This is a genomic window from Pseudomonas anuradhapurensis (assembly GCF_014269225.2).
In the GTDB taxonomy this organism is placed as follows: Bacteria; Pseudomonadota; Gammaproteobacteria; order Pseudomonadales; family Pseudomonadaceae; genus Aquipseudomonas; species Aquipseudomonas anuradhapurensis.
Genome location: NZ_CP077097.1, coordinates 2,935,735 through 2,956,832, shown reverse-complemented (window position 1 = coordinate 2,956,832; position 21,098 = coordinate 2,935,735). Strand labels below are relative to the sequence as shown.

The following is a 21,098-nucleotide window of genomic DNA, read 5'->3' as shown; positions in this document are numbered from 1 at the left end:
TGCCAGCAATTGGCGCCGCGGATGCAAACCCCAAGCAATACCGCGTCGGGGGTTTGTTAGCCCGAATATCTTGTGCCCAAGTGCTTAAAGCATTTCGTCAGCGATAGCGAAATCACTTTCAGCCCGCAGCGTTTGCCTTCGGTCATTAGTGAACACAGACCAACCTGTGTTAACCACATGAGGTGAATGATCATGGCTAGCAACGACGACAAACGCAGCAACCAGGGCGGCAGCGCCAACACCAACCCCGGCAACTTCGCCAACGATCGCGAGAAGGCATCGGAGGCCGGCCATAAGGGCGGTCAGGCATCGGGCGGCAACTTCAAGAACGATCCTGAACGCGCCGCTGAAGCCGGGCACAAGGGCGGGCAGATGTCGGGCGGCAATTTCAAGAACGATCCTGAACGTGCTGCGGAGGCCGGCCATAAAGGCGGGCAGATGTCCGGTGGCAACTTCAAGAACGATCCTGAACGCGCCTCCGAGGCAGGCCAGAAGGGTGGGCAGGCTTCCGGTGGCAACTTTGCCAACGACCGCGAGAAGGCCTCCGAGGCCGGCCGTAAAGGCGGCCAGCACAGCCACGGCGGCGGTCGCAACAGCGATGACAACCGCTGATCACCATTGAACCGACCGAGGCGGCCATGGCCGCCTCGGCACGCTGATGAGGATTTGCCAATGTTCATGCACAACAAGCGACTGCAGTATACGGTTCGCGTCGCGCAGCCCAACCCGGGGCTGGCGAACCTGCTGCTGGAACAGTTTGGCGGCCCGCAGGGCGAACTGGCTGCAGCGATGCGCTACTTCACCCAGGCGGTGACCGAGGATGACCCGGGGCGCAAGGACATGCTGTTCGACATTGCCACCGAAGAGCTGAGCCACCTGGAGATCATCGGCTCGATCGTGGTGATGCTGAACAAGGGTGCCAAGGGGCGCCTGGCCGAAGGGGTGGAAGCCGAAGGCGAGTTGTACCGGTCGTTGACCGGGGCCGGCAACGATTCGCATATCACCAGCCTGTTGTATGGCGGTGGTGCAGCGCTGGTGAACTCCGGTGGCATACCCTGGACCGCAGCCTACATCGACACCATCGGCGAGCCGACGGCGGACCTGCGTTCCAATATTGCCGCCGAGGCCAGGGCGAAGATCGTCTATGAACGCTTGATCAACGTCACCGACGACCCGGGTATCAAGGATGCGCTGGGGTTCCTGATGAGCCGTGAAATCGCTCACCAGCTGTCGTTCGAAAAAGCCTTGCACTCGATCCAGCCGAACTTCCCGCAAGGCAAGCTGCCGGGCGACCCGGAAGTCAACCGCACCTATTTCAACCTGTCCCACGGCGGCGAAATGCGCGGCTCATGGAACGAAGGCCAGGACTGGATCTATGTCGACCAGCCCGAGCCGGCGGTGAACGGTGGCGACGGAATGGCCACGGTGCAGCTCGACGAACAGTCGGCGGCAGCAGCCGAAGCGATGAAGGCCAGAACAATGTCCAACCCCGAGTTGCAGCCCTTGACCGGGGCAGAACTGGGCAAGGTCAACGGCGACGAGCCGCTGTAATGACACCCCGCAACGGATCATCCGATCCGCTGCGGGGCCCATTCTAGCGCTTGGCTTCGGCATCCGGATCGGCGGAGCGTGCCAGGAATGCCCGGGTGATTTCTGGCAGGTGCTCCTTCAGCCATAGGGCCATGGCTTCCTCTTCCTTCAGAATCGACCTGCATGCCTGCGCCGTGGCGCCGTCGCCAGCTGCCTCGGCCGCTTCGATCAGTACCGTGTAGGACGCGATCTCCATGTTCTCGAACACATAGCCGGACATGGCACCCTTGACTACTTCATCGCTCATGACCATGCCCCCAACGGCCTGGCCGAAGGCCATGAGCTTGCCTGCCAGGTCCTTGAGGGTGGACGTACTGCCCCCCAGCCGCTCGATGCATTCCAGCAGCAGACGTTGCTGGCCCTGGGTTTCTTCGATGTGCTGCACGATGCGGCCCTTGAGCTGAGGATAATGCTCGAGGCGCTCCGCCTGGCCCTTGAGCATGCTTTCGGCTTGCTGCTCCATGGCATGGGCGTCACGCAGCCAGTCCAGCAGGTTGTCTTGTACCGTTGCCATTTCAAGTACCTCTCCGTTCCAGTGACAGGTACTGTTGTGAGGCCGATGCGGGTTGGAACGGTCGAACCACTCGACGGATGGCAGCAGAAGCTGCAGATCGAAAGGCCTGCACCATGCAGATGGGAGCGGAGCGGGCATGCCCGCGAACCCCGGCGTCGCCGGTACCCTCCGGCGCGTCGCCTGCTACGCGGATAAACCCGCTTGTAGGTTGTGTCTGGCTTGCCGGCGATCGGCTCGCACTGCGGCCCTTAGGTTCAGCCCCTTTCTCGCGCTCGGACGGCGGTCACCGTCTCGCCACCTACCCCCCAGTTATCGGTCGGCACTTCCTCGATCACCACGAAGGTACTGGCCGGCGGCTTGCCCAGCACCCGCTGCAACATGTGCGTGGTCTGTTCGATCAACTGGCGCTTGTGCTCGGCGCTCACCCCTTCATCGGTGACGCGAATATGGACATATGGCATGGCTGTTCGCGCCTCCGCTCAGTGCCAGGTGCCAGCGGTACTACCGCCATCCACCGGCAGGATGACACCGCTGACGAAGCGCGAGTCCGCCAGGTACAGCACGGCGTCCACCACGTCCTGTGGCGCGCCAGTGCGGCCGCTGGGCGACAGCGCGCCCATTCCCTGGACGTTGCCGCCATGCAGCGGCGTATCGATGATCCCCGGCGCCACGGCATTCACCTGCACGCCGCTGGCGGCCAGTTCCAGCGCCAGGGCTTTCACTGCCTGGTTCAGGCCGCCCTTGACCAGCACCGGCAGCAGGGCCGGCACCCGAGTGTCTGGTTGCAGGGCGATGGAGGCAGTGATGGCGATGATCTTGCCATGCCCCTGGCGGGTCATGAGCCGCGCCGCTTCCTGGGCCGGGTAGAAGAACCCCTTGAGGTTGGTGCCGACCAGCGCGTCGACATCCGCTGCGCTGTACTCCGTGGCTGGTTTGGCAATGAAGATGCCGGCATTGTTGATCAGCAGGTCGACACCGCCGAAGCTCTCCACGGCGCGGGCGAACAGGCGCTGTGCGGTGCCTGGCTCGGCGATGTCACCGGCTACGCCGATGAAGCGCGAAGGCTGGCCGAGGCGGGCGGCGGCCTGCTCCAGGCGGGCCTGGCTGCGGGCGTTGCCGATGACGTTGTCGCCGCGTACGAGGAAGGCCTCGGCCAGGGCGAAACCCAGGCCGCTGGAGGCCCCGGTGATGATGACGGTACGTGGTGTGTTCATGTGGCTGATCTCCAGTGAAGTGAGCCATGGGCTCGGTGTGGAGCCACTTTAGGGCGTTACTGGTGCTTGAAAAATGAGGCGCATGGTATTTCAATCGATACACCATGTAATTGATCGAGCCGCCATGAGCCGCCATTTCGATGACCTGCAACTGGGCAGCTTGGAGCTGTTCTGCCTGGCTGCCGAACGGGACAGCTTCAGTGCTGCCGCCACCGAGGCTGGCGTCACGCCGGCGGCGGTCAGCCGCAGCGTGGCACGCCTGGAGGAACGCCTGGGTGTGCGCCTGTTCGTCCGCACCACCCGCCAGATGCGCCTGTCTGCAGCGGGCCTGGCCTATTACCAGCAATGTCGGCAAGCGCTGGGGCAGTTGGTCGAGGCCGAGCGCCAGGTCACGGGCGGGCAGGTCGAGCCGAGCGGCCGTTTGCGCATCAGTGCGCCCACGCCTTACGCCCACCACCGCTTGTTGCCGCTGCTGCCGCGGTTCCGCCAGCGCTACCCGAGCGTGCAGGTGGATGTACATGTCAGCAACCGCAATGTCGACTTTGCCGAGGAACCGTTCGACCTGGCGATCCGTGGCCGCGAGCCGAGCGATTCGCGACTGGTGGCGCGGCGCCTGGAGGATGCCGAGCTGGTGGTGGTAGGCACGCCGGGTTACCTGGCCCGTGCTGGCAACCCGCAAACCCCGCAGGACCTGCTGCAGCATGACTGTATCCAGTTCGAGATGCCCAGCACTGGCCGTCGCCCACCCTGGACCTTTCGCCAGGGTGGGGTACAGGTGGAGGTCGACACCCAGGGGGCGCTCACTTGCCAGGGCGACTTCCTCGCCACCGCCACGCTGGTGCGTCATGGCGGCGGCCTGATGCAGGCTTACCGGTTTACCGTGGCCGATGCCCTGGCCAGTGGCGAGCTGGTGGAGGTGCTGAGCGCGTATGGCGGGACGTCAAGGCCGTTCATGCTGCTCTACCCGCAGGCTCGGCATATGCCGTTGAGGGTGCGGGTGTTCATCGACTTCCTGTTCGCCGAAGCCAGCTTGCCGCACGGCTGATCAGAACCAGCGATCGTTCTTCTTGCGCCCACGGGTCAGCGACGGCAGGATCAGCCCCGCCAGCAGGCCCGCGCCGGCAATGCTGCCGCCATACACCATGTAGCGCATCATCACCTGCTTGTTCTCGTCACCCAGGCGGGCCTTGGTATCGCGCAGGTCCGACTGGCTCTGGTCGAGTTGTTCGTTCAATGCCTGGTTGCGCGCCTGCAGTTCGTCGATGAGCTTTTTCCGCGAATCGAGCGTCTCCTGCATGCCCTGAACGCGGTTCTTCCAGCTGTCGTCGATGGTCTTCAGCTGCCCGGTCAGGTCCGCGACCTGGGCGTCGAGCTGTGGCAGGCGCTCGCCCTGGCCTGGCACCGCCTGCAAGTCGCTGCTGAGAATCCACACCACGTCGCCATTCTGGCCACGCACCTGGCTGTAGTTGCCCTGGGTGCCGATCAGGGTCAGTTTCTGCCCGGACTTGAGGGTACCGACGATGCGGTGGCCATCGGTCGGGCCGCTGCGCACATAGGTGCTCAGGCTGTCGCTGACCCAGCGTGCATCGCTGGCGGGCTCTTCGGCGTGCACCGGCGCGGCAAGGGCGACAAGGGTGGCAATCAGGCCGCTGCGCAGGGCAGAGAGGGCGGAAGCAGTCGGGCGGGAATCGGGCATGTTGGTCTTCGCTGAAACAGGACAAAGGTAGGCCCGGTGGCTGGGCCGATGAACCGGTCGGTGAGTTGACCGCCAGCGAAAGACCGTTTTTTTATCGGCAGGTTCACCACCTGACGTCGGAAATGTCTGCAGAATATTGCAGAAGCAGCCACTTGGCCGGGCTCGCGCCGGTGCTTGATGCGGCGCGCTAGACTGCAGTGTCCACCTCTTTCATGGAGCAAGACCATGACTGCCAAGAACACCATTTGCCTCTGGTACGACAACGATGCCGAGGCGGCGGCAACCTTCTACGCCAGCGTTTTCCCTGATACCCGGGTGACGGCGGTGCACAAGGCACCGAGCGACTACCCGTCGGGCAAGCAGGACGATGTGATCACTGTCGAATTCACCGTCATGGGCATACCTTGCGTGGGGCTCAATGGCGGCAAGGCCTTCAGCCATTGCGAGGCGTTTTCATTTCAGGTCAGTACCGAGGACCAGGCCGAGACCGACCGCTATTGGAATGCCATAGTCGACAATGGTGGCGAGGCCAGCGTCTGCGGCTGGTGCAAGGACCGCTGGGGGATTTCCTGGCAGATCACCCCACGCGTCCTGATCGAAGCCATCGGCCACCCGGATCGCGCGGCGGCCAAGCGCGCGTTCGAGGCCATGATGCAGATGGGCAAGATTGATGTGGCCAGGATCGAGGCCGCCCTGCAGGGCTGAGCCGAGGGGAGTAGCCGCGCGCGTCCAGCCGCGAACACCGGCGAAGCCGGTGCCAGGGGTGATGACTGCGGCTATCGGCCCCACACAGGCCGCGTCAGGTTTCGGACACTTCGCTTGCCGCTGGGGTGGCCTTGCTGGATGCCTTCTTCTCCTGCACCACGATGTAGAACTCCTCGCCGTGCTTGACCGCGCCATACAGCACGGCCTTTTCGATCAGTTCGTTACCGCGCAGGTGGCGCAGCATCATCGGGTCCTTGCGCAGGTCGCGGTACAGCGCCAGGCATAGCAGCACCATCACCACCACGAACGGCAAGGCCACGACGATGGTCAGGTTCTGCAGCCCGGTGAGCGCCTCGCCGGGGTCGCGTGGGTCGCCGATGGCCAGCATGATCGCCGCCACCGTACCGGTCAGCGCGCCCCAGAAGATCACCGTGCGGCGCGATGGCGTGGTGGTGCCGTGTTCCGACAGTGTGCCCATGACCAGCGAGGCAGCGTCGGCCCCCGAGACGAAGAAGATGCCCACCAGGATCATTACCAGCACCGAGGTCGCCGAGGCCAGCGGGTAGCTGGCCAGCAACTGGTACAGCGCATGGTTGCTGTTGACTGCGCCATTGGCCAGTTGCAAGGCACCTTCGCGCAGGGCCTCGATGCTCGCGCCGCCGAAGATGGTGAACCACACCAGGCTGACCAGGCTCGGTACCAGCAATACGCCGGTGACGAACTGGCGGATGGTGCGACCACGGCTGATGCGGGCGATGAACATGCCCACGAATGGCGTCCAGGAAATCCACCAGGCCCAGTAGAACACGGTCCAGCCGGCCAGCCAGCTGTTCATCTGCTCGCCGCCGCTGGCATTGGTGCGGGCCATCATTTCCGGGAGCATCTTGATGTAGATGCCGATCGAGGTCGGCAACAGGTTGAGCATCAGCAGGGTCGGGCCCACCATGAACACGAACGCCGCCAGCACCAGGGCCAGCACCATGTTGGTGTTGGACAGCCACTGGATACCCTTGCCGATGCCGGAAACCGCCGAGGTGACGAAGGCGATGGTCAGCAAGGTGATGACCGAGATGTAGAACAGCTTGCCGGGGTTGTCGATCCAGCCGTTGTATTCCAGGCCGCCGGCAATCTGCAGGGCGCCCAGGCCGAGTGAGGCGGCCGAACCGAACAGCGTGGCGAAGATCGCCATCATGTCGATCATGCGGCCCAGCGGGCCATTGGCATGCTTGCCGATCAACGGCCGGAAGGCGGCGGAAATCAACTGCGAGCGGCCCCGGCGGAAGGTGCCGTAGGCAATCACCAGGCCGACGATGGCGTACATCGCCCATGGGTGCAAGGTCCAGTGGAACAGCGTGGTGGCCATGGCCACCTGCATCGCTTCGCTGCTCTGCCCAGCGGCTGACCCTGGCGGTGGTGACACATAGTGCGAAAGGGGTTCGGCAACGCCGAAGAACATCAGGCCGATGCCCATGCCGGCGCTGAACATCATCGCCACCCAGGACACCGTGCGGAACTCGGGCTGTTCGCCATCGCGCCCCAGCGGCACCCGGCCGTAGCGGCTGGCGGCCAGCCACAGCACGAACACCACGAACAGGGTGGAGGTCAGCACGAAGAACCAGCCGAAGTTGAGGATGACCCAGGACTGCGCACTGGAGGCGTGGCTGGCGAGGCTGGCCTGGTTGAGAAAGCCCCAGAGGACGAAAGCGATTGCCAGGAGGCTGGTGCAGCCAAAGACGATCCAGTCGAGCTTGCCCTCGAAATGCCGGTCCTGGCGTGCTTCGGCGGTTTTCGAGGGGTCTGTCACGCCAAGGTCGAGCGTTTCGGTGATGTGTTCCTTTGCCATGAATTTCAGGGCCCTTTTTCTGGCTTACCTGCTGGCGCAGGCTTGTTGTCGTGTGGGCTGCCGGGCTCGCGCACTGCCTCGGCGGGAAACTGCTGAGGCGATTATCCTGCGCAGGAAATGCCAGCGCCTGTCCCGATAGCGCCGTGGGACGTCCATTACGCGACTTGGCAAATACTTTTAGTTCTGGGGGTGATGGCCCTTTCTGCTTCGCGTTCTGGTACCCTGAAGGGCATCAACCGGGCCCGCCCGTCCGAGCACCGTAGAAGCGCTGCTGCGTGGGCCTGGCCGTAACAGGAAACGGAGATTCGTCAACATGGCCACTGACCGTGTGAGCCTGATTCATTTCGATAAATTGAGCATGAGCCCTGCCGCTGCCGATCGGTTCCAGAAAGCCCTCGATGCGCTGGAAGCGCTCAAGCTGCAGGACCGTTACGTGTACCTCATCGCTCCTTATCTGGGTGATATCGCCGACGCCTCCGACAGCGAGCAACTGGCCACCGCCCTGGAGCAGGGCTTGCGCGTGGTCGACGAACTGCTGGCTGCGAGGTCGGTCAGCAAGGTCAAGGCCGAGGACGTACGCCAGGTGTTCCAGGGCGCCGCGGCACAGGCGCGGGCAGCCATGCCTGGTTAAGTGGCAGCATGGCCAAAGACATCGACAACCCTTGCGTCTCGCTGTGCCAGCTCAACAGCGAGCTGTGCGTGAGTTGTGGCCGCACCCGCGACGAAATCCGCAAATGGCGGGGCATGAAGCGCCCCGAGAAGATGGCCACCGTGCAGCGGGCGGCCACGCGCATGAAAGTTATCGCCAAGAAAGCGGCCAAGCGGCAGAATGCCGGCTGAACCTGCGTATCCTGCACGCGGCCCTTTCTGTTTTGTTGTCTGACGAGCCTGAAATGGATTCTCACTCGCTGTTAGCCTTTACCCTGGTCGCGGCCATCGCGATCGCCAGCCCTGGCCCTGCCACCCTGATGGCCATCAACAACAGCCTTGCCCACGGCCAGCGCAGCGCGATCTGGTCGTCGCTGGGCAATGGCTCGGGCCTGTTCTGCCTGTCGGCTGCAGCCATGCTCGGGCTGGGCGCACTGCTGGCCAGTTCTGAAATGCTCTTCAATGCCGTGAAGATCCTGGGCGCCGGCTACCTGTTCTATCTGGGCGCGCGGCAATTGCTGAAAACCAGCCCGATGCTGGCACAAGATGGTGCAGAAGGGGTGCCCAAGGTACGACCGACGCCGCTGAAACTGTACAAGTCGGCCTTCTTCACGGCCGTGACCAACCCCAAGGCGACCATGTTCTTCACCGCGCTGTTTCCGCAGTTCATCGACCAGGGGGCGGCGTTGTTGCCACAGTTCCTGATCCTGACCGGGATCTTCGTGGCCTTGTCGCTGGTTTCGCTGAGCCTGTATGCGGCGTTGGCGGCACGGGCCAAGGGCGTGCTCACTCGGCCGTCGCTGTCTCGCTGGGTAAGCCGGGTAGTGGGCACGACCTTCATCGGCTTCGGCGCGGCGATCCTGGCGATGCGGCGGCAGGGCGCCTGAAGTACGGGTGGTGCAGGCGCGAGGCCTGCAGCTTCGGGGCACCAATGCTGGCCGATAGACGGCCAGCAGGATGACCGCAGGTGATCCAGACTGATTCATGGCGCGCACATAGGGATGCCGCAGCCGACCGAGGGTTGTTCATGATCGAGCGTTGCTTTCGCCACGCCTTGCGGCTGTTGCCGTGCCTGTTGCTGCTACCCCTGGTGGCGGTGGCAGATGAACCCTGTCGGCGGCTGACGGCCACCGGCAACCCGGAATACCCCCCTTATCTGTGGCGCGACCCGCAGAACCCGCAGCAACTGATCGGTGTCAATGCCGACCTGCTGAAATACCTGGGCAAGCAGCTGGGGCTGGAAATCGAATTGATCTATACCGGGCCGTGGTCGCGCGCGCAGGAAGAAGTGCGCACCGGCCGTATCGACTTGATGGCCGGGTATTTCCTGACCCGGGCCCGCCAGCAACAGATGGACTTCATCGCCCCGCCATTCCTGCACACCCCAAGCGTGGTCTGGGTGCTCCAGGACAGTGCCTTCGCCTACCAGCAATGGGCCGACCTGAAAGGCCACAAGGGCGGCATACTGGTCAGCAACAGCCATGGCCAGCAGTTCGACGACTACGCCAGGGCCAACCTCACCCTCGAGGCAGTACCCGGCGCCAGGCAGGCGTTCGAGAAGCTGCTGCACAAGCGCAGCGATTATGTGGTGTACGAGCAGTATCCCGGCATGGCCCTGGTGCGCAGCTTGGGCATCGCCGGGACTGTGCGGGTGCTGGAGCCGCCGATTTCCAGCGAAGGGCTGTACCTGGCGATGTCGCATCACTCGCCCTGCAACCAGCCGCAGTTGCGTGAAGCGCTGGCGCGGGAAATGGAAAAGATCGTAGCCGGGGCGTTGCCGGAACAGCTGTTGCAGCAGAACCTGGAGCGTTGGCAGTAGGCCCTGCTGCGTGGTCCTTGTAGGAGCGGCCTTGCGTCGCGATGGGGTGCGAAGCGCCCCCGGCAATCTCCGCTGCGAAGCTGAAAACCAGGGCCGCTTCGCGCCCCATCGCGACGCAAGGCCGCTCCTACAAGGTCCGTGACAGCTGCTCGGCTTCCTTGGCCCGGGTCACATTGACCGCGCCGGGCAGGCTGACGGCGTTCTTCGCAGCGAGGAGCTCGGCCATCACGCTGACCGCGATCTCCGCCGGTGTCTTGCTGCCGATATAGATCCCGATGGGGCCATGCAGGCGCTGCAGTGACGCTTCGCTTTCGCCGAAGTGTTCGATCAGGCGCTCACGGCGCAGCTGGCTGTTGCGCCGCGAGCCAATCGCACCGATGTAGAACGCCGGGCTGTGCAAGGCTTCGAGCAGGGCCAGGTCGTCCAGCTTGGGGTCGTGGCTGACGGCGACGATGGCACTGCGCAGGTCCGGGGCGAAGGCGCGCACCACGTCGTCCGGCATGCCGGCCAGGTGATTGACGCCGGCAACGTTCCAACCGGCCCGGTACTCGGGGCGTGGGTCGCACAGGGAAACGCTGAAGCCATTGAACAGGGCCATGGTCGCCAGGTATTCGGCCAGCGCGCCGGCACCGATCAGCAGCAAGCGGTAGCCGGGGCCGAGGGTGTTGCACAGGCGCTGGCCATCGAAGCTGAACAGCTCGGGCGCGCTGGTGGCGGCGAGGCTGGCCGCGCCGCTGCGCAGGTCGAGATCGCGGCGCACCAGGCTGCCGCTGTCCAGGCCTGCCAGCAGTTGCTCCAGATGCGGCAGCGACGGGGCGAATTCCAGCACCAGTTCGAGCGTGCCGCCGCAGGGCAGGCCGAAACGGTGGGCGTCGTCGGCGCTGACGCCGTAGCGCACCAGCTGTGGCAGGCCATGGGGCATGCCGGGACCGCCGTAGGCGGTGGTGAAGCGGTGGATGAGGTCGTCTTCGATACAGCCACCGGAGACACTGCCGACCACCCGGCCATCGCTGCGCAGGGCCATCATCGAGCCCACTGGGCGTGGCGAAGATCCCCAGGTGCGGGCGACGGTGGCGAGCAAGGCGCGGTGACCGGTGGCGAGCCAGTCGCGGGTGGTGCGCAGCACCAGCAGGTCGATGCTTTCCATGGTTACTCCGGTAGATCGGATGTTCGGGGGGCCGTACCGGCCTCCACATTTCAACGCATATGCAGGATGATCGGGCTGCTGCTGGCCGGGTCGGTATGCTCACGCAGCTTGCCCACTGCCTGGACACTCACCGTACCGCCCTGGTTGCCCCAGGCCGTGCGCACGAAGCTCAGCACGGCGGCAATTTCCTGATCGCTCAACTGTTCACGAAACGCTGGCATGCGATAGGCATCCGGCAGGCCAGCGGTTACCACCCGCTGTGAGCCGTTGAGGGTAATGTTGATCGCCGAGGCGTCTTCCTTGGCCAGTGCCGATGTGGCACCGGCCAAGGGTGGCATCCATTCCGCCTGGCCCTTGCCGTCCAGGCCGTGGCACGACGCACAACGGGTCACATAGCCATGCGCCCCGGGGCTATCGAGCCGCGTTGCTGCCGATTCGTCCTGGTGCTGCCACGCTGCGCCGTCGCGCTGCGGATCGCCAGGCAGCGACTTCAGGTAGTGCGCGATGGCGGCCAGGTCAGCGTCGCTCATGAACTGAGTGGAATTGTTGAAGGCCTCGGTCATCGAACCGAATACCACCGCATGGCGGTTGCGCCCGGTCTTGAGGAACTGCGTTATTTCCGCCTCGCTCCAGCGCCCCAGCCCGGTGTTGTGGTCGGCGCGCAGGCTCGGCGCGTACCAGCCATCGAGCAGGGCACCGGCGAGGAACGGCTTGCCACTGTCATCCAGGGCCTTCTCGTTGAACGCCAGGCCGCGCGGGGTGTGGCAGCTGCCGCAGTGGCCAGGGCCCTGGACCAGGTAGGCGCCGCGGTTCCACTGTGCATCCTTGCCGGCCTGGTCGGCGTACGGCGTGCTGGTGGCGAACAGGCCATTCCACACGGCGATGGGCCAACGCAGGTTCAGCGGCCAGGGAATGTCGCCGGGCTGGTTGGCCTGCGCTACCGGCTGCACGCCGAGCATGAAGAAGGCGTACAGCGCCTTGACATCGTCATCGCCAAGCTTGGCGTAGGACGGGTAGGGCATGGCCGGGTACAACCGCCGGCCACCGGGCGCGACGCCGTGGCGCACGGCGCGGTCGAAGTCGGCCAGGCTGTAGCGACCGATGCCGTTGTCGCGGTCGGGGGTGATGTTGGTGGCATGAATGGCGCCCAGCGGGGTGGCCATTTCCAGCCCGCCGGCGAACGGCTTGCCGTCCGGCACGCTGTGGCAGGCTACGCAGTCGCTGAGCCGCGCCACGTACTCGCCACGGTTGACCAGCGCCGGGTCGGCGGCCGTGGCCTGTTCACCGGTAAACGGTGAAACGGGCTCGCGGGTGACGTACCAGGCCAGCAGGCCTGCCGCGACCAGGCACGGCAGCGCCAGCCAGACAGCGGTTCTTGCGAAACGATGGGTCATGGTACGTCCTTGTGCGCTCAGCTGAAGGTATGGCGGCTCAGCGGCAGGCTGCGCACGCGCTGGCCGGTCAGTTGCGCGACCGCGTTGACCACCGCCGGGGCGACGGCGGGCAGCGGTGGCTCGCCGATACCGCCCATCTTCGCCCCGCTCTCGACGATACGGACATGCACCCGGGCCATGCGCGAGGGCGGCAGGATCGGGTACAGATCGTAGTTGCGCGCGCGTGGCTTGCCGTCGACGTATACCGCTTCTTCCAGCAGCGTCTGCGACAGGCCCAGGGCGACGGCGCCGTTGACCTGGTGCTCGATGATCGCCGGGTTGACGATGCTGCCCGGGTCGATGGCCTGCCAGATGTTGTGCACCTTGACCTGGCCATTTTCGATCGACACTTCGGCAATGACCGCCGCTTCCGAGCCGAACGGCGAGGCCATGGCCACGCCGCGTGCGCGCTTGCTGCCGTCCTCGGCAGTGAACGGCCCGCGCTTCCAGCCGCCGGACAGTTCGGCAACCGCCTGCAGCAGGGTGGTCAGGCGCGGGTTGTCACGCAGCAGGTGCAGGCGCAGTTCGAACGGGTCCTTGCCGCCCTTGTCGGCCAGCTCGTCAAGGAACGACTCGTAGAAGAAGTCGTTCAGCGAGTTGCCCACCGAGCGCCAGTAACCAAGCATGGCCGGGCCTTTGACGTAGACCTGGGCGATGCGTTTGTTGGCAATTGCGTAGGACTTGCCCGACAGCCCTTCGAGCGCAGTCGGGTCGAGCTTGTCGCCCTGTTTGCCGGCGAGGGCTTCGGTCGGGCCTTCGGTGGCGCTCACGGCCTCGAGCGCCACCGGCAGGCCGTCGGCATCCAGCCCGGCACGCAACTTCACCACCGCCACCGGGCGCAGTACGTCACGCAGGAACTCTTCCTCGCGACTCCAGATGAGCTTCACCGGGCGGCCGACCGCCTTGGCCAAGGCAATCGCCTGAGGGTAGGGGTTGGCCGAGTCGTAGAGGAAGTGGCGGCCGAAGAAACCACCCAGCAACGGCGAGTGCAGGGTGATCTGTGCCGGAGCCAGGCCGGTGCGCCGGGCGATGTCGTCACGGAACATGTCCGGCGCCTGGTTGGGCAGCCACACCTCCAGCGAACCATCGGCATTGAAGCGCGCCAGTGCCGAGGGTGGCTCGAGCTGGGCATGGTTGAGGTACTGGTTTTGGTAGGTCGCCTCGACGCGGGTCTTGGCACTGGCCAGCATGCCGGCCACATCGCCCTGGTTTTCCTCGTCGCGGGACGGGCCTTCGACCGTGGCCAGGTGCTCGCGCCAGCCATCGCTGGAGAAGTCGGCCGGCATCGGCCGTACCGGGCTGTCGGCGGCAGGCTCCTGCCAGTCCACCTGGATGGCTTCTACCGCACGCTTGGCGTGCCACCAGCGCTCGGCAACCACCGCCACGGCGCCAGGCAACTGATGCACCGAGTGCACACCCGGCATGGCCTTGACCTGCTCTTCGTTGCGCAGGCTGCCGACGGTCATGCCCAGGCGTGGCGCGTGCTGCACGGCAGCATGGAGCATGCCGTCGACCTTGACGTCGATGCTGTACACGGCCTTGCCGGTGGACTTGTCATAGGCATCCAGGCGGCGTACCGGCTTGCCGATCCAGCGAAACTGGCTGGGGTCGCGCAGCTTGACGCTGGCCGGGTCGGGTACCGGCAGGTCCATGGCCCGCGCGGCCAGTTCACCATAGGGCACGGAACGCCCACTCGTGGTATGTACCACGTTGCCCGGGGTGGTGGTGAGTTGCTCAACCGGTACGCCCAGCTGCTCGGCGCCTGCCTGCAGCAGCATGGCGCGGGCGAGGGCGCCCAGGCGGCGCATGGTCGGGTAGCTCATGCGTACCGACATGCTGCCGCCGGTGATGCGCATACCGTTTTCCATCACTACATAGGCTTCCCCAGGCGGCGCGCTATCGACCACGAACCTGGCCGGGTCGACATCCAGTTCCTCTCCGACGATCTGGGCCATGGCGGTGAAAGGGCCTTGCCCGCCTTCCATGAACGGGCTGAGCAGGCGCACCGTGCCGTCCGGGCGGATCTCCAGGAATGCCGGTACCTGAGTGCCGCGTTCGGCGCTGGTAGCGGCCGCTGCCTGCGCGCGGGCCGGGCCCAGCGGCAGGCCGAAGCCAAGCACCAGGGCGCCGACCGCCGTGCCGGCCAGAAAGCGCCGACGCGACAGGTTGAGGGTCGCGCCCTGCTGCAACTCGAGCAGGTCGGCTTCTGCAGGTGTATCGACGGGCGTGCGCATCAGGCCTTCTCTCCTTGAGCCAGGTCATGCATGGCGGCATGGATGGCGTTGTAGGTGCCGCAGCGGCACAGGTTGACCATCGCCGCGTCGATCTGCGCGTCACTGGGTTTGGGCGTGTGCTTGAGCAGTGCGGTGGCCGCCATCACCTGGCCGGACTGGCAATAACCGCACTGGGCAACCTGGTGTTCGACCCAGGCCGCGACCACCCGCTTGCCCACGGCGTCGGCCTCGATCGCCTCGATGGTGGTCACCTCGCGCCCGACCACACCGGCCACCGGCGTGACGCAAGCGCGCACCACGTTGCCGTCCACCAGCACCGAACAGGCGCCGCACTGGGCCAGGCCGCAGCCATACTTGGTGCCGGTCAGCCCCAGGTCATCGCGGATCACCCACAGCAAGGGTGTATCGGCGTCTGCCTCGACCTGGTAGGTCTTCTGGTTGATGCGTAGTTCCATGGTTCACCTGCCCGTCTACGGTTACTGTCGCGCTGTCTTTGCGGTTGGGGAATACGCTGTTCCCCAGTCCGAAAACGCTAGCACAGGGGGCTGACCGTTGATCTGCTGGATAGGCCAGGTTCAGAGGATCAGGCAAGTAATTCGGCGGAATGCGCAAGCTGGTCGCGCAAACAGGACTTCCGCGGTGAAAACCCGGATAATGCCGGCCACTTTCGTTTTGCACGCTTAAATCACGGTAATCCCGCATGGAAATCAAGGTCAATTTTCTCGACAATCTCCGTCTCGAAGCCAAGTTCGACGACTTCACGGTGATCGCCGACCAACCGATCCGTTACAAAGGTGATGGCTCGGCCCCGGGGCCGTTCGACTATTTCCTGGCGTCCTCGGCCTTGTGCGCGGCTTACTTCGTCAAGCTGTACTGCCAGACCCGTAACATCCCGACCGAAAACATTCGCCTGGCACAGAACAACATCGTCGACCCGGAAAACCGCTACAACCAGATCTTCAAGATCCAGGTCGAGCTGCCCGAGGACATCTCCGACAAGGACCGCCAGGGTATCCTGCGTTCCATCGACCGCTGCACCGTGAAGAAGGTGGTACAGACCGGCCCCGAGTTCGTCATCGAAGTGGTCGACAACCTCGATGCCGATGCCCAGGGCCTGTTGATGCCGGTGTCGGACACCAGCACCTACATCCCTGGCAAGGACCTGCCGCTGGAGCAGACCATCGCCAACATGTCGGGCATCCTGGCCGGGCTGGGGATGAAGATCGAGATCGCTTCGTGGCGCAACATCGTGCCCAACGTATGGTCGCTGCACGTGCGCGACGCCCAGTCGCCAATGTGCTTCACCAACGGCAAGGGCGCGACCAAGGAAGCCGCGCTGGCCTCGGCGCTGGGCGAATTCATCGAGCGCCTGAACTGCAACTTCTTCTATAACGACCAGTACTGGGGTGAGGACCTGGCCAACGCGCCGTTCGTGCACTACCCGAACGAGCAATGGTTCAAACCGGGCCCGCGGGACGCGCTGCCGGTCGAGATCCTCGACGAGCACTGCCTGGCGATCTACAACCCGGACGGCGAGCTGCGCGGCTCGCACCTGTACGACACCAACTCGGGCAACACGGCCCGTGGCATCTGCTCGCTGCCGTTCGTGCGCCAGTCCGACCAGCAGGTGGTGTACTTCCCGTCCAACCTGATCGAGAACCTGTTCCTCAGCAATGGCATGAGCGCCGGCAATACCCTGGCCGAAGCGCAGGTGCAGTGCCTGTCGGAAATCTTCGAACGGGCGGTGAAGCGCGAAATCCTCGAAGGCGAGCTGTGCCTGCCGGACGTGCCGCAGGAGGTATTGGCCAAGTACCCGGCCATTGTTGCCGGCATCCAGGGCCTGGAGGAGCAGGGCTTCCCGGTGCTGGTCAAGGATGCTTCGCTGGGCGGCGCGTTCCCGGTCATGTGCGTGACCCTGATGAACCCGCGTACCGGTGGCGTATTTGCCTCGTTCGGTGCCCATCCGAGCCTGGAAGTGGCGCTGGAGCGCAGCCTTACCGAACTGCTCCAGGGGCGCAGCTTCGAGGGCCTGAACGACCTGCCGCAGCCGACCTTCGAAAGCCACGCGCTGACTGAGCCGAACAACTTTGTCGAGCATTTCATCGACTCCAGCGGCGTGGTGTCGTGGCGCTTCTTCAGCGCCAAGGCCGACTTCGAGTTCGTCGAGTGGGACTTCTCCGGCCATGGCGAGGATTCCAACGTGCAGGAGGCCGCGACCCTGTTCGGCATCCTCGAAGACCTGGGCAAGGAGGTGTACATGGCCGTGTACGACAACCTTGGCGCCACCGCCTGCCGCATCCTGGTGCCGGGTTACTCGGAAATCTACCCGGTGGAGGACCTGATCTGGGACAACACCAACCGCGCCCTGTCGTTCCGCGCCGATATCCTCAACCTGCACAGCCTCGACAACCGCGCCCTCAAGCTGCTGCTCAAGCGCCTGGACAACTGCGATGTGGATGACTACACCACCATCACCACGCTGATCGGGGTGGAGTTCGACGAAAACACAGTCTGGGGCCAGCTGACCATTCTTGAACTGAAGCTGCTGATCTGCCTGGCAGTGCAGCGCTTCGAGGATGCCAAGGAACTGGTCGAGGCGTTCCTGCAGTTCAACGACAACACCGTCGAGCGCGGGTTGTTCTACCAGGCATTGAACGTGGTGCTGGAAGTGTTGCTGGACGACGAGCTGGAAATGGACGACTACGAAGCCAACTTCCGGCGTATGTTCGGCGACTCGCGCATGGACGCGGTGTTGGGCTCGGTCGATGGCAGCGTGCGCTTCCATGGCCTGACCCCGACCAGCATGAAGCTCGAAGGCCTCGACCGCCACTTGCGCCTGATCGAGAGCTATAAAAAGCTGCATGCGGCGCGGGCCAGGCTGGCCTGATCAGGCGTTACTGGCTGATATCGCCGGGGGCCGCTTTGCGGCCCCTCGCGACACAAGGCCGCTCCTACAAAACGCGCGCCCGTATAGATCGCTTTCAAATACCCGCTATCCCCAATCTGTCTTGTCGCTTCGCCTGCCAGGCGCGTAGCGTTTTGCTTCTATCCCCTCAATCCATGGCGCGTTGACCGCCAGAAGGATCTCGGCCGCGCACCTTGCAAAGGCGCAGACCATGAATACCTCTTTGGATACCAATGCCCTGAAAGCCCGCCAGCAAGCCATATGGGCCAGTGGCGACTACGCGGTAATCGGCACCACCATGCAAATCGTTGGCGAGCGCCTGGCCGAGGCCTGTGACCTGCGCTGGGACGAACAGGTGCTGGATGTTGCCGCCGGCAATGGCAACGCCACCCTGGCCGCAGCCCGACGCGGTTGCCGCGTCACCTCCACCGACTATGTGCCCGAGCTGCTCAAGCGCGGCGAAGAACGGGCGCGGGCCGAGCGCCTCGATGTGGTGTTCCAGACCGCCGATGCCGAAGCACTGCCGTTTGCCGATGGCACCTTCGATGCGGTGCTGTCGACCTTCGGCGTGATGTTCGCCCCCGACCAGGCCCGGGCTGCGCGCGAACTGAGCCGGGTGTGCCGGCCCGGTGGCCGGATCGGCCTGGCCAACTGGACCCCGCAAGGCTACGTCGGGCAGATGTTCAAGACCCTGGGGCGGCATGTACCGCCGCCTGCCGGGGCCTTGCCGCCCTCGCGCTGGGGTGATGAGGAACAATTGCGCGTGCTGTTCGCAGGCGCGTTTGACGAGTTGAGGATCAGCCGCCAGCTGTTCAACTTCCGCTATCGTTCGGCGTCGCATTACCTCGAGGTGTTCCGCACCTGGTTCGGACCGATGCGCACGGCCTTTGCCTCGCTGGAGCCGGAGGCGGCTGCGGCGCTGGAGCGTGACCTTACCGAATTGCTGAATGCCTGCAATGTGGGCGGCCCGGCGTCACTGGTGGTGCCGAGCGAATACCTGGAGGTGGTGATCACGCGCGGCCGTTAGCAAGGGCGCTTCGAGTCAGCGCGGCCCCCAGTTGGGTTCGCCGTGAGAGGGGGCTTGTCCGAGGCGTGACCCGTGAAGTGGCGCAGGGGCCTTGGTTGCGGTTCATACAAGCTCAGTTCTTGCACTTGGCCATGACGACCTGGCAAGTTCTCGGTGAGCCCCCCGACCGGCTGGCATAGCGCACGCAGTTGTCCAGCGACTTCTTGCGGGCGATGCTCAAGGTATCGCCCCATGCCAGGCCACCTTCGCCAGTGGTAGGGACGGCTTTGGCGAAGCAGTTGGAGCCTATTGTGCGTGCCGCGTAGTGGGTCTTGCCGGTGTTGCTGGAGCAACCGGCCACGAGCACCAGGCCGAGCGCCAGCAAGGTGGTCAACGCCCAGGGTGAACGCGGGCGAATCGGGTTGCTGCTCATCGGTTGTCTCCTTGCGCCAACGCCTCGCAGCATAGGCCATTCAAACCAAACGGTGAACTATCGCCTTGTCCAGAGGCTCCTTTGCTAGGCGCGCCCTGCGCACGCCTGGTGGCCACGCCATCAGCCCTTGGGTCACTGAATGAAAAGGAGGCACCGTGACCGCATCCGAGCAAACCTTCTACCGCCATACCCCCAGCCCGCTGCATGCCTTGCTGCTGGCCGGCAGCGTTCCGTTGTTTGTCGCTGCGCTACTGAGCGACATCGCCTACTTCAACAGTTACCAGATCCAGTGGAGCAACTTCGCCGCCTGGCTGATCGCCGGCGCCCTGGTATTTTGCGGGCTGGCACTGTTGTTTGCGTTGGCCAACCTGATCCGTGCCGAGCACAAGGGCGGCCGGCCGACGCTGTACTTCGTGCTGCTGCTGGTGACCTGGGTGCTGGGGCTGGTCAATGCCTTCGAACATGCCAAGGACGCCTGGGCGGTAATGCCGTCCGGGCTGGTGCTGTCGGTGATCGTGAGCGTGCTCGCGACAGTGGCCGCCTGGACCGGTTTGAGCGGCCTGCGCTCGGGAGGTGCGGCATGAAGCTTGTACCTGCATTGAGCCTGTTGAGCATGGCGTTGCTGTTGACTGCGTGTGGCGGTGATGGCGAGCCGACCCAGGCCCTTGGGCCCGACCCGAAACTGCCGGCGCCACAACGTGGCCTGCTGCCGAGCATGAAAATCGCCCAGCCGGTAGCCTGGGGTGAGCAGAAGCCGACGGTACCTGAAGGCTTTACCGTCACTGCCATCGCCACCGGCCTGAAGATCCCGCGGCAGACCCTGGTGTTGCCCAATGGCGATATCCTGGTCGCCGAGGGCCGCGGTGGTAGCGCGGCCAAGCTCAAGCCCAAGGATGTCATCGCCAGCCAGATCAAGGCCAAGGGCAATACCCAGGTCAAGGGGGGCAACCGCCTGACCCTGCTGCGCGATGCCGACGGCGACGGTACCTATGAGCTGCAGACGGTGTTTGCAGAAAACCTCAATGCGCCGTACGGCCTGGCCTTTGCCGCTGGCAAGCTGTACGTGGCCAACCAGGATGCCCTGGTGCGCTTCGACTACCAGGACGGCCAGACCCGGGCCGATGGCCCGCCGACCAAGGTCACCGACCTGCCGGCCGCGATCAACCACCACTGGACCAAGGCGCTGACGATCAGCCCGGATGGTCGTTACCTGTACGTGGGCATCGGCTCCAACAGCAACATCACCGAACGCGGGCTGGAGGTGGAGATCGACCGGGCCATGGTCTGGCAGGTCGATGCTGCAACCGGCGCGCACCGGCCCTATGCCACGGGCCTGCGCAACCCGACGGCGCTGGCCATCCAGCCGCAGAGCGGGCAGCTGTGGGCGGTGGTCAACGAGCGCGATGAGCTGGGCCCCGACCTGGTGCCGGACTACCTGACCTCGGTGCGTGACGGTGGTTTCTACGGCTGGCCTTACAGCTACTGGGGGCAGAACGTGGATCAGCGGGTACGGCCGCAGAACCCGGACAAGGTAGCGGCGGCGATCAAGCCGGATTACAGCCTCGGTTCGCACGTGGCGGCATTGGGCGTGGCCTTCTCCATCCCGGCCATGGGCGAGCGCTTCGCCGACGGTGTCTTCGTCGGTGAACATGGCAGCTGGAACCGGCCCAATCCGGTCGGCTACAAGGTCATCTTCGTGCCGTTCGGCAATGGCAAGCCGGCAGGTGAGCCGATCGACTTCGCCACCGGCTTCCGCGGTGAGGACGGCAAGACCCGCGGGCGGCCGGTGGGGGTGACGGTGGACCCGCGTGGTGCATTGATCATCGCCGATGACCTGGCCAATACGGTCTGGCGGGTAACGCGCAACCGCTGATGGCGTGGGGGGATGCGCCCGTGCTGGAGCGGCGTCGT

22 protein-coding genes are annotated in these 21,098 nt (G+C 64.8%); 12 read left to right on the top strand and 10 right to left on the bottom strand.

From position 1 onward, the window contains the following. Positions 1 to 192 precede the first annotated feature (192 nt). Complete coding sequence (locus tag HU763_RS13670; RefSeq protein WP_170029560.1) at positions 193 to 612, top strand: con-10 family general stress protein; 420 nt, start codon at positions 193 to 195, stop codon at positions 610 to 612. Between the two features lie 60 nt (positions 613 to 672). Beyond that, positions 673 to 1,551, top strand: coding sequence for a manganese catalase family protein (locus HU763_RS13665; RefSeq protein WP_186685583.1), 879 nt, complete (start codon positions 673 to 675; stop codon positions 1,549 to 1,551). A gap of 43 nt (positions 1,552 to 1,594) precedes the next feature. On the opposite strand, the gene HU763_RS13660 is transcribed toward HU763_RS13665, so the two are convergent. The 3 genes from HU763_RS13660 to HU763_RS13650 all read right to left on the bottom strand — a co-directional run bounded on the left by HU763_RS13660 (position 1,595) and on the right by HU763_RS13650 (position 3,318). Continuing rightward, positions 1,595 to 2,104 (bottom strand): ferritin-like domain-containing protein, encoded by a 510-nt coding sequence (locus HU763_RS13660; RefSeq protein WP_186674443.1) that lies wholly within the window; start codon positions 2,102 to 2,104, stop codon positions 1,595 to 1,597. Between the two features lie 254 nt (positions 2,105 to 2,358). Continuing rightward, complete coding sequence (locus tag HU763_RS13655) at positions 2,359 to 2,565, bottom strand: tautomerase family protein (protein ID WP_186685585.1); 207 nt, start codon at positions 2,563 to 2,565, stop codon at positions 2,359 to 2,361. An 18-nt stretch (positions 2,566 to 2,583) separates the two neighbouring features. Continuing rightward, a complete protein-coding gene (locus tag HU763_RS13650) occupies positions 2,584 to 3,318 on the bottom strand; it encodes an SDR family NAD(P)-dependent oxidoreductase (protein ID WP_186685587.1) in 735 nt (244 codons plus the stop codon). Between the two features lie 124 nt (positions 3,319 to 3,442). On the opposite strand from HU763_RS13650, the gene HU763_RS13645 reads away from it, so the two are divergent. Then, a complete protein-coding gene (locus HU763_RS13645; RefSeq protein ID WP_186685589.1) occupies positions 3,443 to 4,363 on the top strand; it encodes a LysR family transcriptional regulator in 921 nt (306 codons plus the stop codon). Here HU763_RS13645 and HU763_RS13640 read toward each other — a convergent pair whose 3' ends face one another. After that, positions 4,364 to 5,014, bottom strand: a complete 651-nt coding sequence (locus tag HU763_RS13640) for a TIGR04211 family SH3 domain-containing protein (protein WP_186685591.1) — start codon at positions 5,012 to 5,014, stop codon at positions 4,364 to 4,366. 225 nt (positions 5,015 to 5,239) lie between these two features. On the opposite strand from HU763_RS13640, the gene HU763_RS13635 reads away from it, so the two are divergent. Then, positions 5,240 to 5,719, top strand: a complete 480-nt coding sequence (locus tag HU763_RS13635; protein WP_186685593.1) for a VOC family protein — start codon at positions 5,240 to 5,242, stop codon at positions 5,717 to 5,719. Between the two features lie 94 nt (positions 5,720 to 5,813). Here the strand turns inward: HU763_RS13635 and HU763_RS13630 are convergent, their stop codons facing one another. Continuing rightward, positions 5,814 to 7,562 (bottom strand): BCCT family transporter, encoded by a 1,749-nt coding sequence (locus HU763_RS13630; protein WP_186685595.1) that lies wholly within the window; start codon positions 7,560 to 7,562, stop codon positions 5,814 to 5,816. A 313-nt stretch (positions 7,563 to 7,875) separates the two neighbouring features. On the opposite strand from HU763_RS13630, the gene HU763_RS13625 reads away from it, so the two are divergent. The 4 genes from HU763_RS13625 (at position 7,876) to HU763_RS13610 (ending at position 10,029) form a co-directional block, all read left to right on the top strand. Next, complete coding sequence (locus HU763_RS13625) at positions 7,876 to 8,193, top strand: hypothetical protein (RefSeq protein ID WP_186679970.1); 318 nt, start codon at positions 7,876 to 7,878, stop codon at positions 8,191 to 8,193. 8 nt (positions 8,194 to 8,201) lie between these two features. After that, entirely contained in the window at positions 8,202 to 8,402 is a 201-nt protein-coding gene (locus HU763_RS13620; RefSeq protein ID WP_186685597.1) for a DUF1289 domain-containing protein, read from the top strand. A 53-nt stretch (positions 8,403 to 8,455) separates the two neighbouring features. Next, a complete protein-coding gene (locus HU763_RS13615; protein ID WP_186685599.1) occupies positions 8,456 to 9,097 on the top strand; it encodes a LysE family translocator in 642 nt (213 codons plus the stop codon). A 140-nt stretch (positions 9,098 to 9,237) separates the two neighbouring features. After that, positions 9,238 to 10,029, top strand: coding sequence for a substrate-binding periplasmic protein (locus HU763_RS13610; protein ID WP_186685601.1), 792 nt, complete (start codon positions 9,238 to 9,240; stop codon positions 10,027 to 10,029). A gap of 127 nt (positions 10,030 to 10,156) precedes the next feature. Here the strand turns inward: HU763_RS13610 and HU763_RS13605 are convergent, their stop codons facing one another. The 4 genes from HU763_RS13605 to HU763_RS13590 are packed head-to-tail and all read right to left on the bottom strand — an operon-like array spanning position 10,157 to position 15,298. Further along, a complete protein-coding gene (locus HU763_RS13605) occupies positions 10,157 to 11,176 on the bottom strand; it encodes an XdhC family protein (protein WP_186685603.1) in 1,020 nt (339 codons plus the stop codon). A gap of 50 nt (positions 11,177 to 11,226) precedes the next feature. Next, positions 11,227 to 12,570, bottom strand: coding sequence for a c-type cytochrome (locus HU763_RS13600; RefSeq protein WP_186685605.1), 1,344 nt, complete (start codon positions 12,568 to 12,570; stop codon positions 11,227 to 11,229). 17 nt (positions 12,571 to 12,587) lie between these two features. Beyond that, on the bottom strand, positions 12,588 to 14,843 hold the full coding sequence (locus tag HU763_RS13595; RefSeq protein ID WP_186685606.1) for a xanthine dehydrogenase family protein molybdopterin-binding subunit: 2,256 nt from the start codon (positions 14,841 to 14,843) through the stop codon (positions 12,588 to 12,590). Further along, positions 14,843 to 15,298, bottom strand: coding sequence for a (2Fe-2S)-binding protein (locus HU763_RS13590; protein ID WP_170030265.1), 456 nt, complete (start codon positions 15,296 to 15,298; stop codon positions 14,843 to 14,845). The genes HU763_RS13595 and HU763_RS13590 overlap by 1 nt, the downstream gene beginning before the upstream one ends. Before the next feature lie 245 nt (positions 15,299 to 15,543). Here HU763_RS13590 and HU763_RS13585 point away from each other — a divergent pair, with 245 nt between their 5' ends. Together HU763_RS13585 and HU763_RS13580 are read left to right on the top strand one after the other, a co-directional pair. Next, positions 15,544 to 17,730 carry an OsmC domain/YcaO domain-containing protein gene (locus HU763_RS13585; protein ID WP_186685608.1) on the top strand — a complete coding sequence of 729 codons (2,187 nt, stop codon included), beginning with the start codon at positions 15,544 to 15,546 and terminating at the stop codon, positions 17,728 to 17,730. 229 nt (positions 17,731 to 17,959) lie between these two features. Further along, positions 17,960 to 18,775 carry a class I SAM-dependent methyltransferase gene (locus HU763_RS13580; RefSeq protein WP_186685610.1) on the top strand — a complete coding sequence of 272 codons (816 nt, stop codon included), beginning with the start codon at positions 17,960 to 17,962 and terminating at the stop codon, positions 18,773 to 18,775. A 112-nt stretch (positions 18,776 to 18,887) separates the two neighbouring features. Here the strand turns inward: HU763_RS13580 and HU763_RS13575 are convergent, their stop codons facing one another. After that, positions 18,888 to 19,187, bottom strand: a complete 300-nt coding sequence (locus tag HU763_RS13575; RefSeq protein ID WP_186685612.1) for a hypothetical protein — start codon at positions 19,185 to 19,187, stop codon at positions 18,888 to 18,890. Positions 19,188 to 19,342: 155 nt separating this feature from the next. Between HU763_RS13575 and HU763_RS13570 the strand changes: the two genes are divergently transcribed. Continuing rightward, positions 19,343 to 19,771: a DUF2231 domain-containing protein gene (locus tag HU763_RS13570; RefSeq protein WP_186685614.1), complete on the top strand. Its 429-nt coding sequence runs from the start codon at positions 19,343 to 19,345 to the stop codon at positions 19,769 to 19,771. Then, on the top strand, positions 19,768 to 21,060 hold the full coding sequence (locus tag HU763_RS13565) for a PQQ-dependent sugar dehydrogenase (protein ID WP_186685616.1): 1,293 nt from the start codon (positions 19,768 to 19,770) through the stop codon (positions 21,058 to 21,060). The genes HU763_RS13570 and HU763_RS13565 overlap by 4 nt, the downstream gene beginning before the upstream one ends. Positions 21,061 to 21,098: the final 38 nt, after the last annotated feature.

What these genes read in the sequence shown, in the direction of transcription:
- HU763_RS13610 (WP_186685601.1), top strand. Translation starts at nt 9,238, where the DNA reads ATGATCGAGCGTTGCTTTCGCCACGCCTTGCGGCTGTTGCCGTGCCTG.
- HU763_RS13665 (WP_186685583.1), top strand. Translation starts at nt 673, where the DNA reads ATGTTCATGCACAACAAGCGACTGCAGTATACGGTTCGCGTCGCGCAG.
- HU763_RS13605 (WP_186685603.1), bottom strand. Translation starts at nt 11,176, where the DNA reads ATGGAAAGCATCGACCTGCTGGTGCTGCGCACCACCCGCGACTGGCTC.
- HU763_RS13575 (WP_186685612.1), bottom strand. Translation starts at nt 19,187, where the DNA reads ATGAGCAGCAACCCGATTCGCCCGCGTTCACCCTGGGCGTTGACCACC.
- HU763_RS13585 (WP_186685608.1), top strand. Translation starts at nt 15,544, where the DNA reads ATGGAAATCAAGGTCAATTTTCTCGACAATCTCCGTCTCGAAGCCAAG.
- HU763_RS13655 (WP_186685585.1), bottom strand. Translation starts at nt 2,565, where the DNA reads ATGCCATATGTCCATATTCGCGTCACCGATGAAGGGGTGAGCGCCGAG.
- HU763_RS13580 (WP_186685610.1), top strand. Translation starts at nt 17,960, where the DNA reads ATGAATACCTCTTTGGATACCAATGCCCTGAAAGCCCGCCAGCAAGCC.
- HU763_RS13635 (WP_186685593.1), top strand. Translation starts at nt 5,240, where the DNA reads ATGACTGCCAAGAACACCATTTGCCTCTGGTACGACAACGATGCCGAG.
- HU763_RS13650 (WP_186685587.1), bottom strand. Translation starts at nt 3,318, where the DNA reads ATGAACACACCACGTACCGTCATCATCACCGGGGCCTCCAGCGGCCTG.
- HU763_RS13620 (WP_186685597.1), top strand. Translation starts at nt 8,202, where the DNA reads ATGGCCAAAGACATCGACAACCCTTGCGTCTCGCTGTGCCAGCTCAAC.
- HU763_RS13630 (WP_186685595.1), bottom strand. Translation starts at nt 7,562, where the DNA reads ATGGCAAAGGAACACATCACCGAAACGCTCGACCTTGGCGTGACAGAC.
- HU763_RS13640 (WP_186685591.1), bottom strand. Translation starts at nt 5,014, where the DNA reads ATGCCCGATTCCCGCCCGACTGCTTCCGCCCTCTCTGCCCTGCGCAGC.
- HU763_RS13565 (WP_186685616.1), top strand. Translation starts at nt 19,768, where the DNA reads ATGAAGCTTGTACCTGCATTGAGCCTGTTGAGCATGGCGTTGCTGTTG.
- HU763_RS13625 (WP_186679970.1), top strand. Translation starts at nt 7,876, where the DNA reads ATGGCCACTGACCGTGTGAGCCTGATTCATTTCGATAAATTGAGCATG.
- HU763_RS13645 (WP_186685589.1), top strand. Translation starts at nt 3,443, where the DNA reads ATGAGCCGCCATTTCGATGACCTGCAACTGGGCAGCTTGGAGCTGTTC.
- HU763_RS13590 (WP_170030265.1), bottom strand. Translation starts at nt 15,298, where the DNA reads ATGGAACTACGCATCAACCAGAAGACCTACCAGGTCGAGGCAGACGCC.
- HU763_RS13660 (WP_186674443.1), bottom strand. Translation starts at nt 2,104, where the DNA reads ATGGCAACGGTACAAGACAACCTGCTGGACTGGCTGCGTGACGCCCAT.
- HU763_RS13600 (WP_186685605.1), bottom strand. Translation starts at nt 12,570, where the DNA reads ATGACCCATCGTTTCGCAAGAACCGCTGTCTGGCTGGCGCTGCCGTGC.
- HU763_RS13595 (WP_186685606.1), bottom strand. Translation starts at nt 14,843, where the DNA reads ATGCGCACGCCCGTCGATACACCTGCAGAAGCCGACCTGCTCGAGTTG.
- HU763_RS13670 (WP_170029560.1), top strand. Translation starts at nt 193, where the DNA reads ATGGCTAGCAACGACGACAAACGCAGCAACCAGGGCGGCAGCGCCAAC.
- HU763_RS13615 (WP_186685599.1), top strand. Translation starts at nt 8,456, where the DNA reads ATGGATTCTCACTCGCTGTTAGCCTTTACCCTGGTCGCGGCCATCGCG.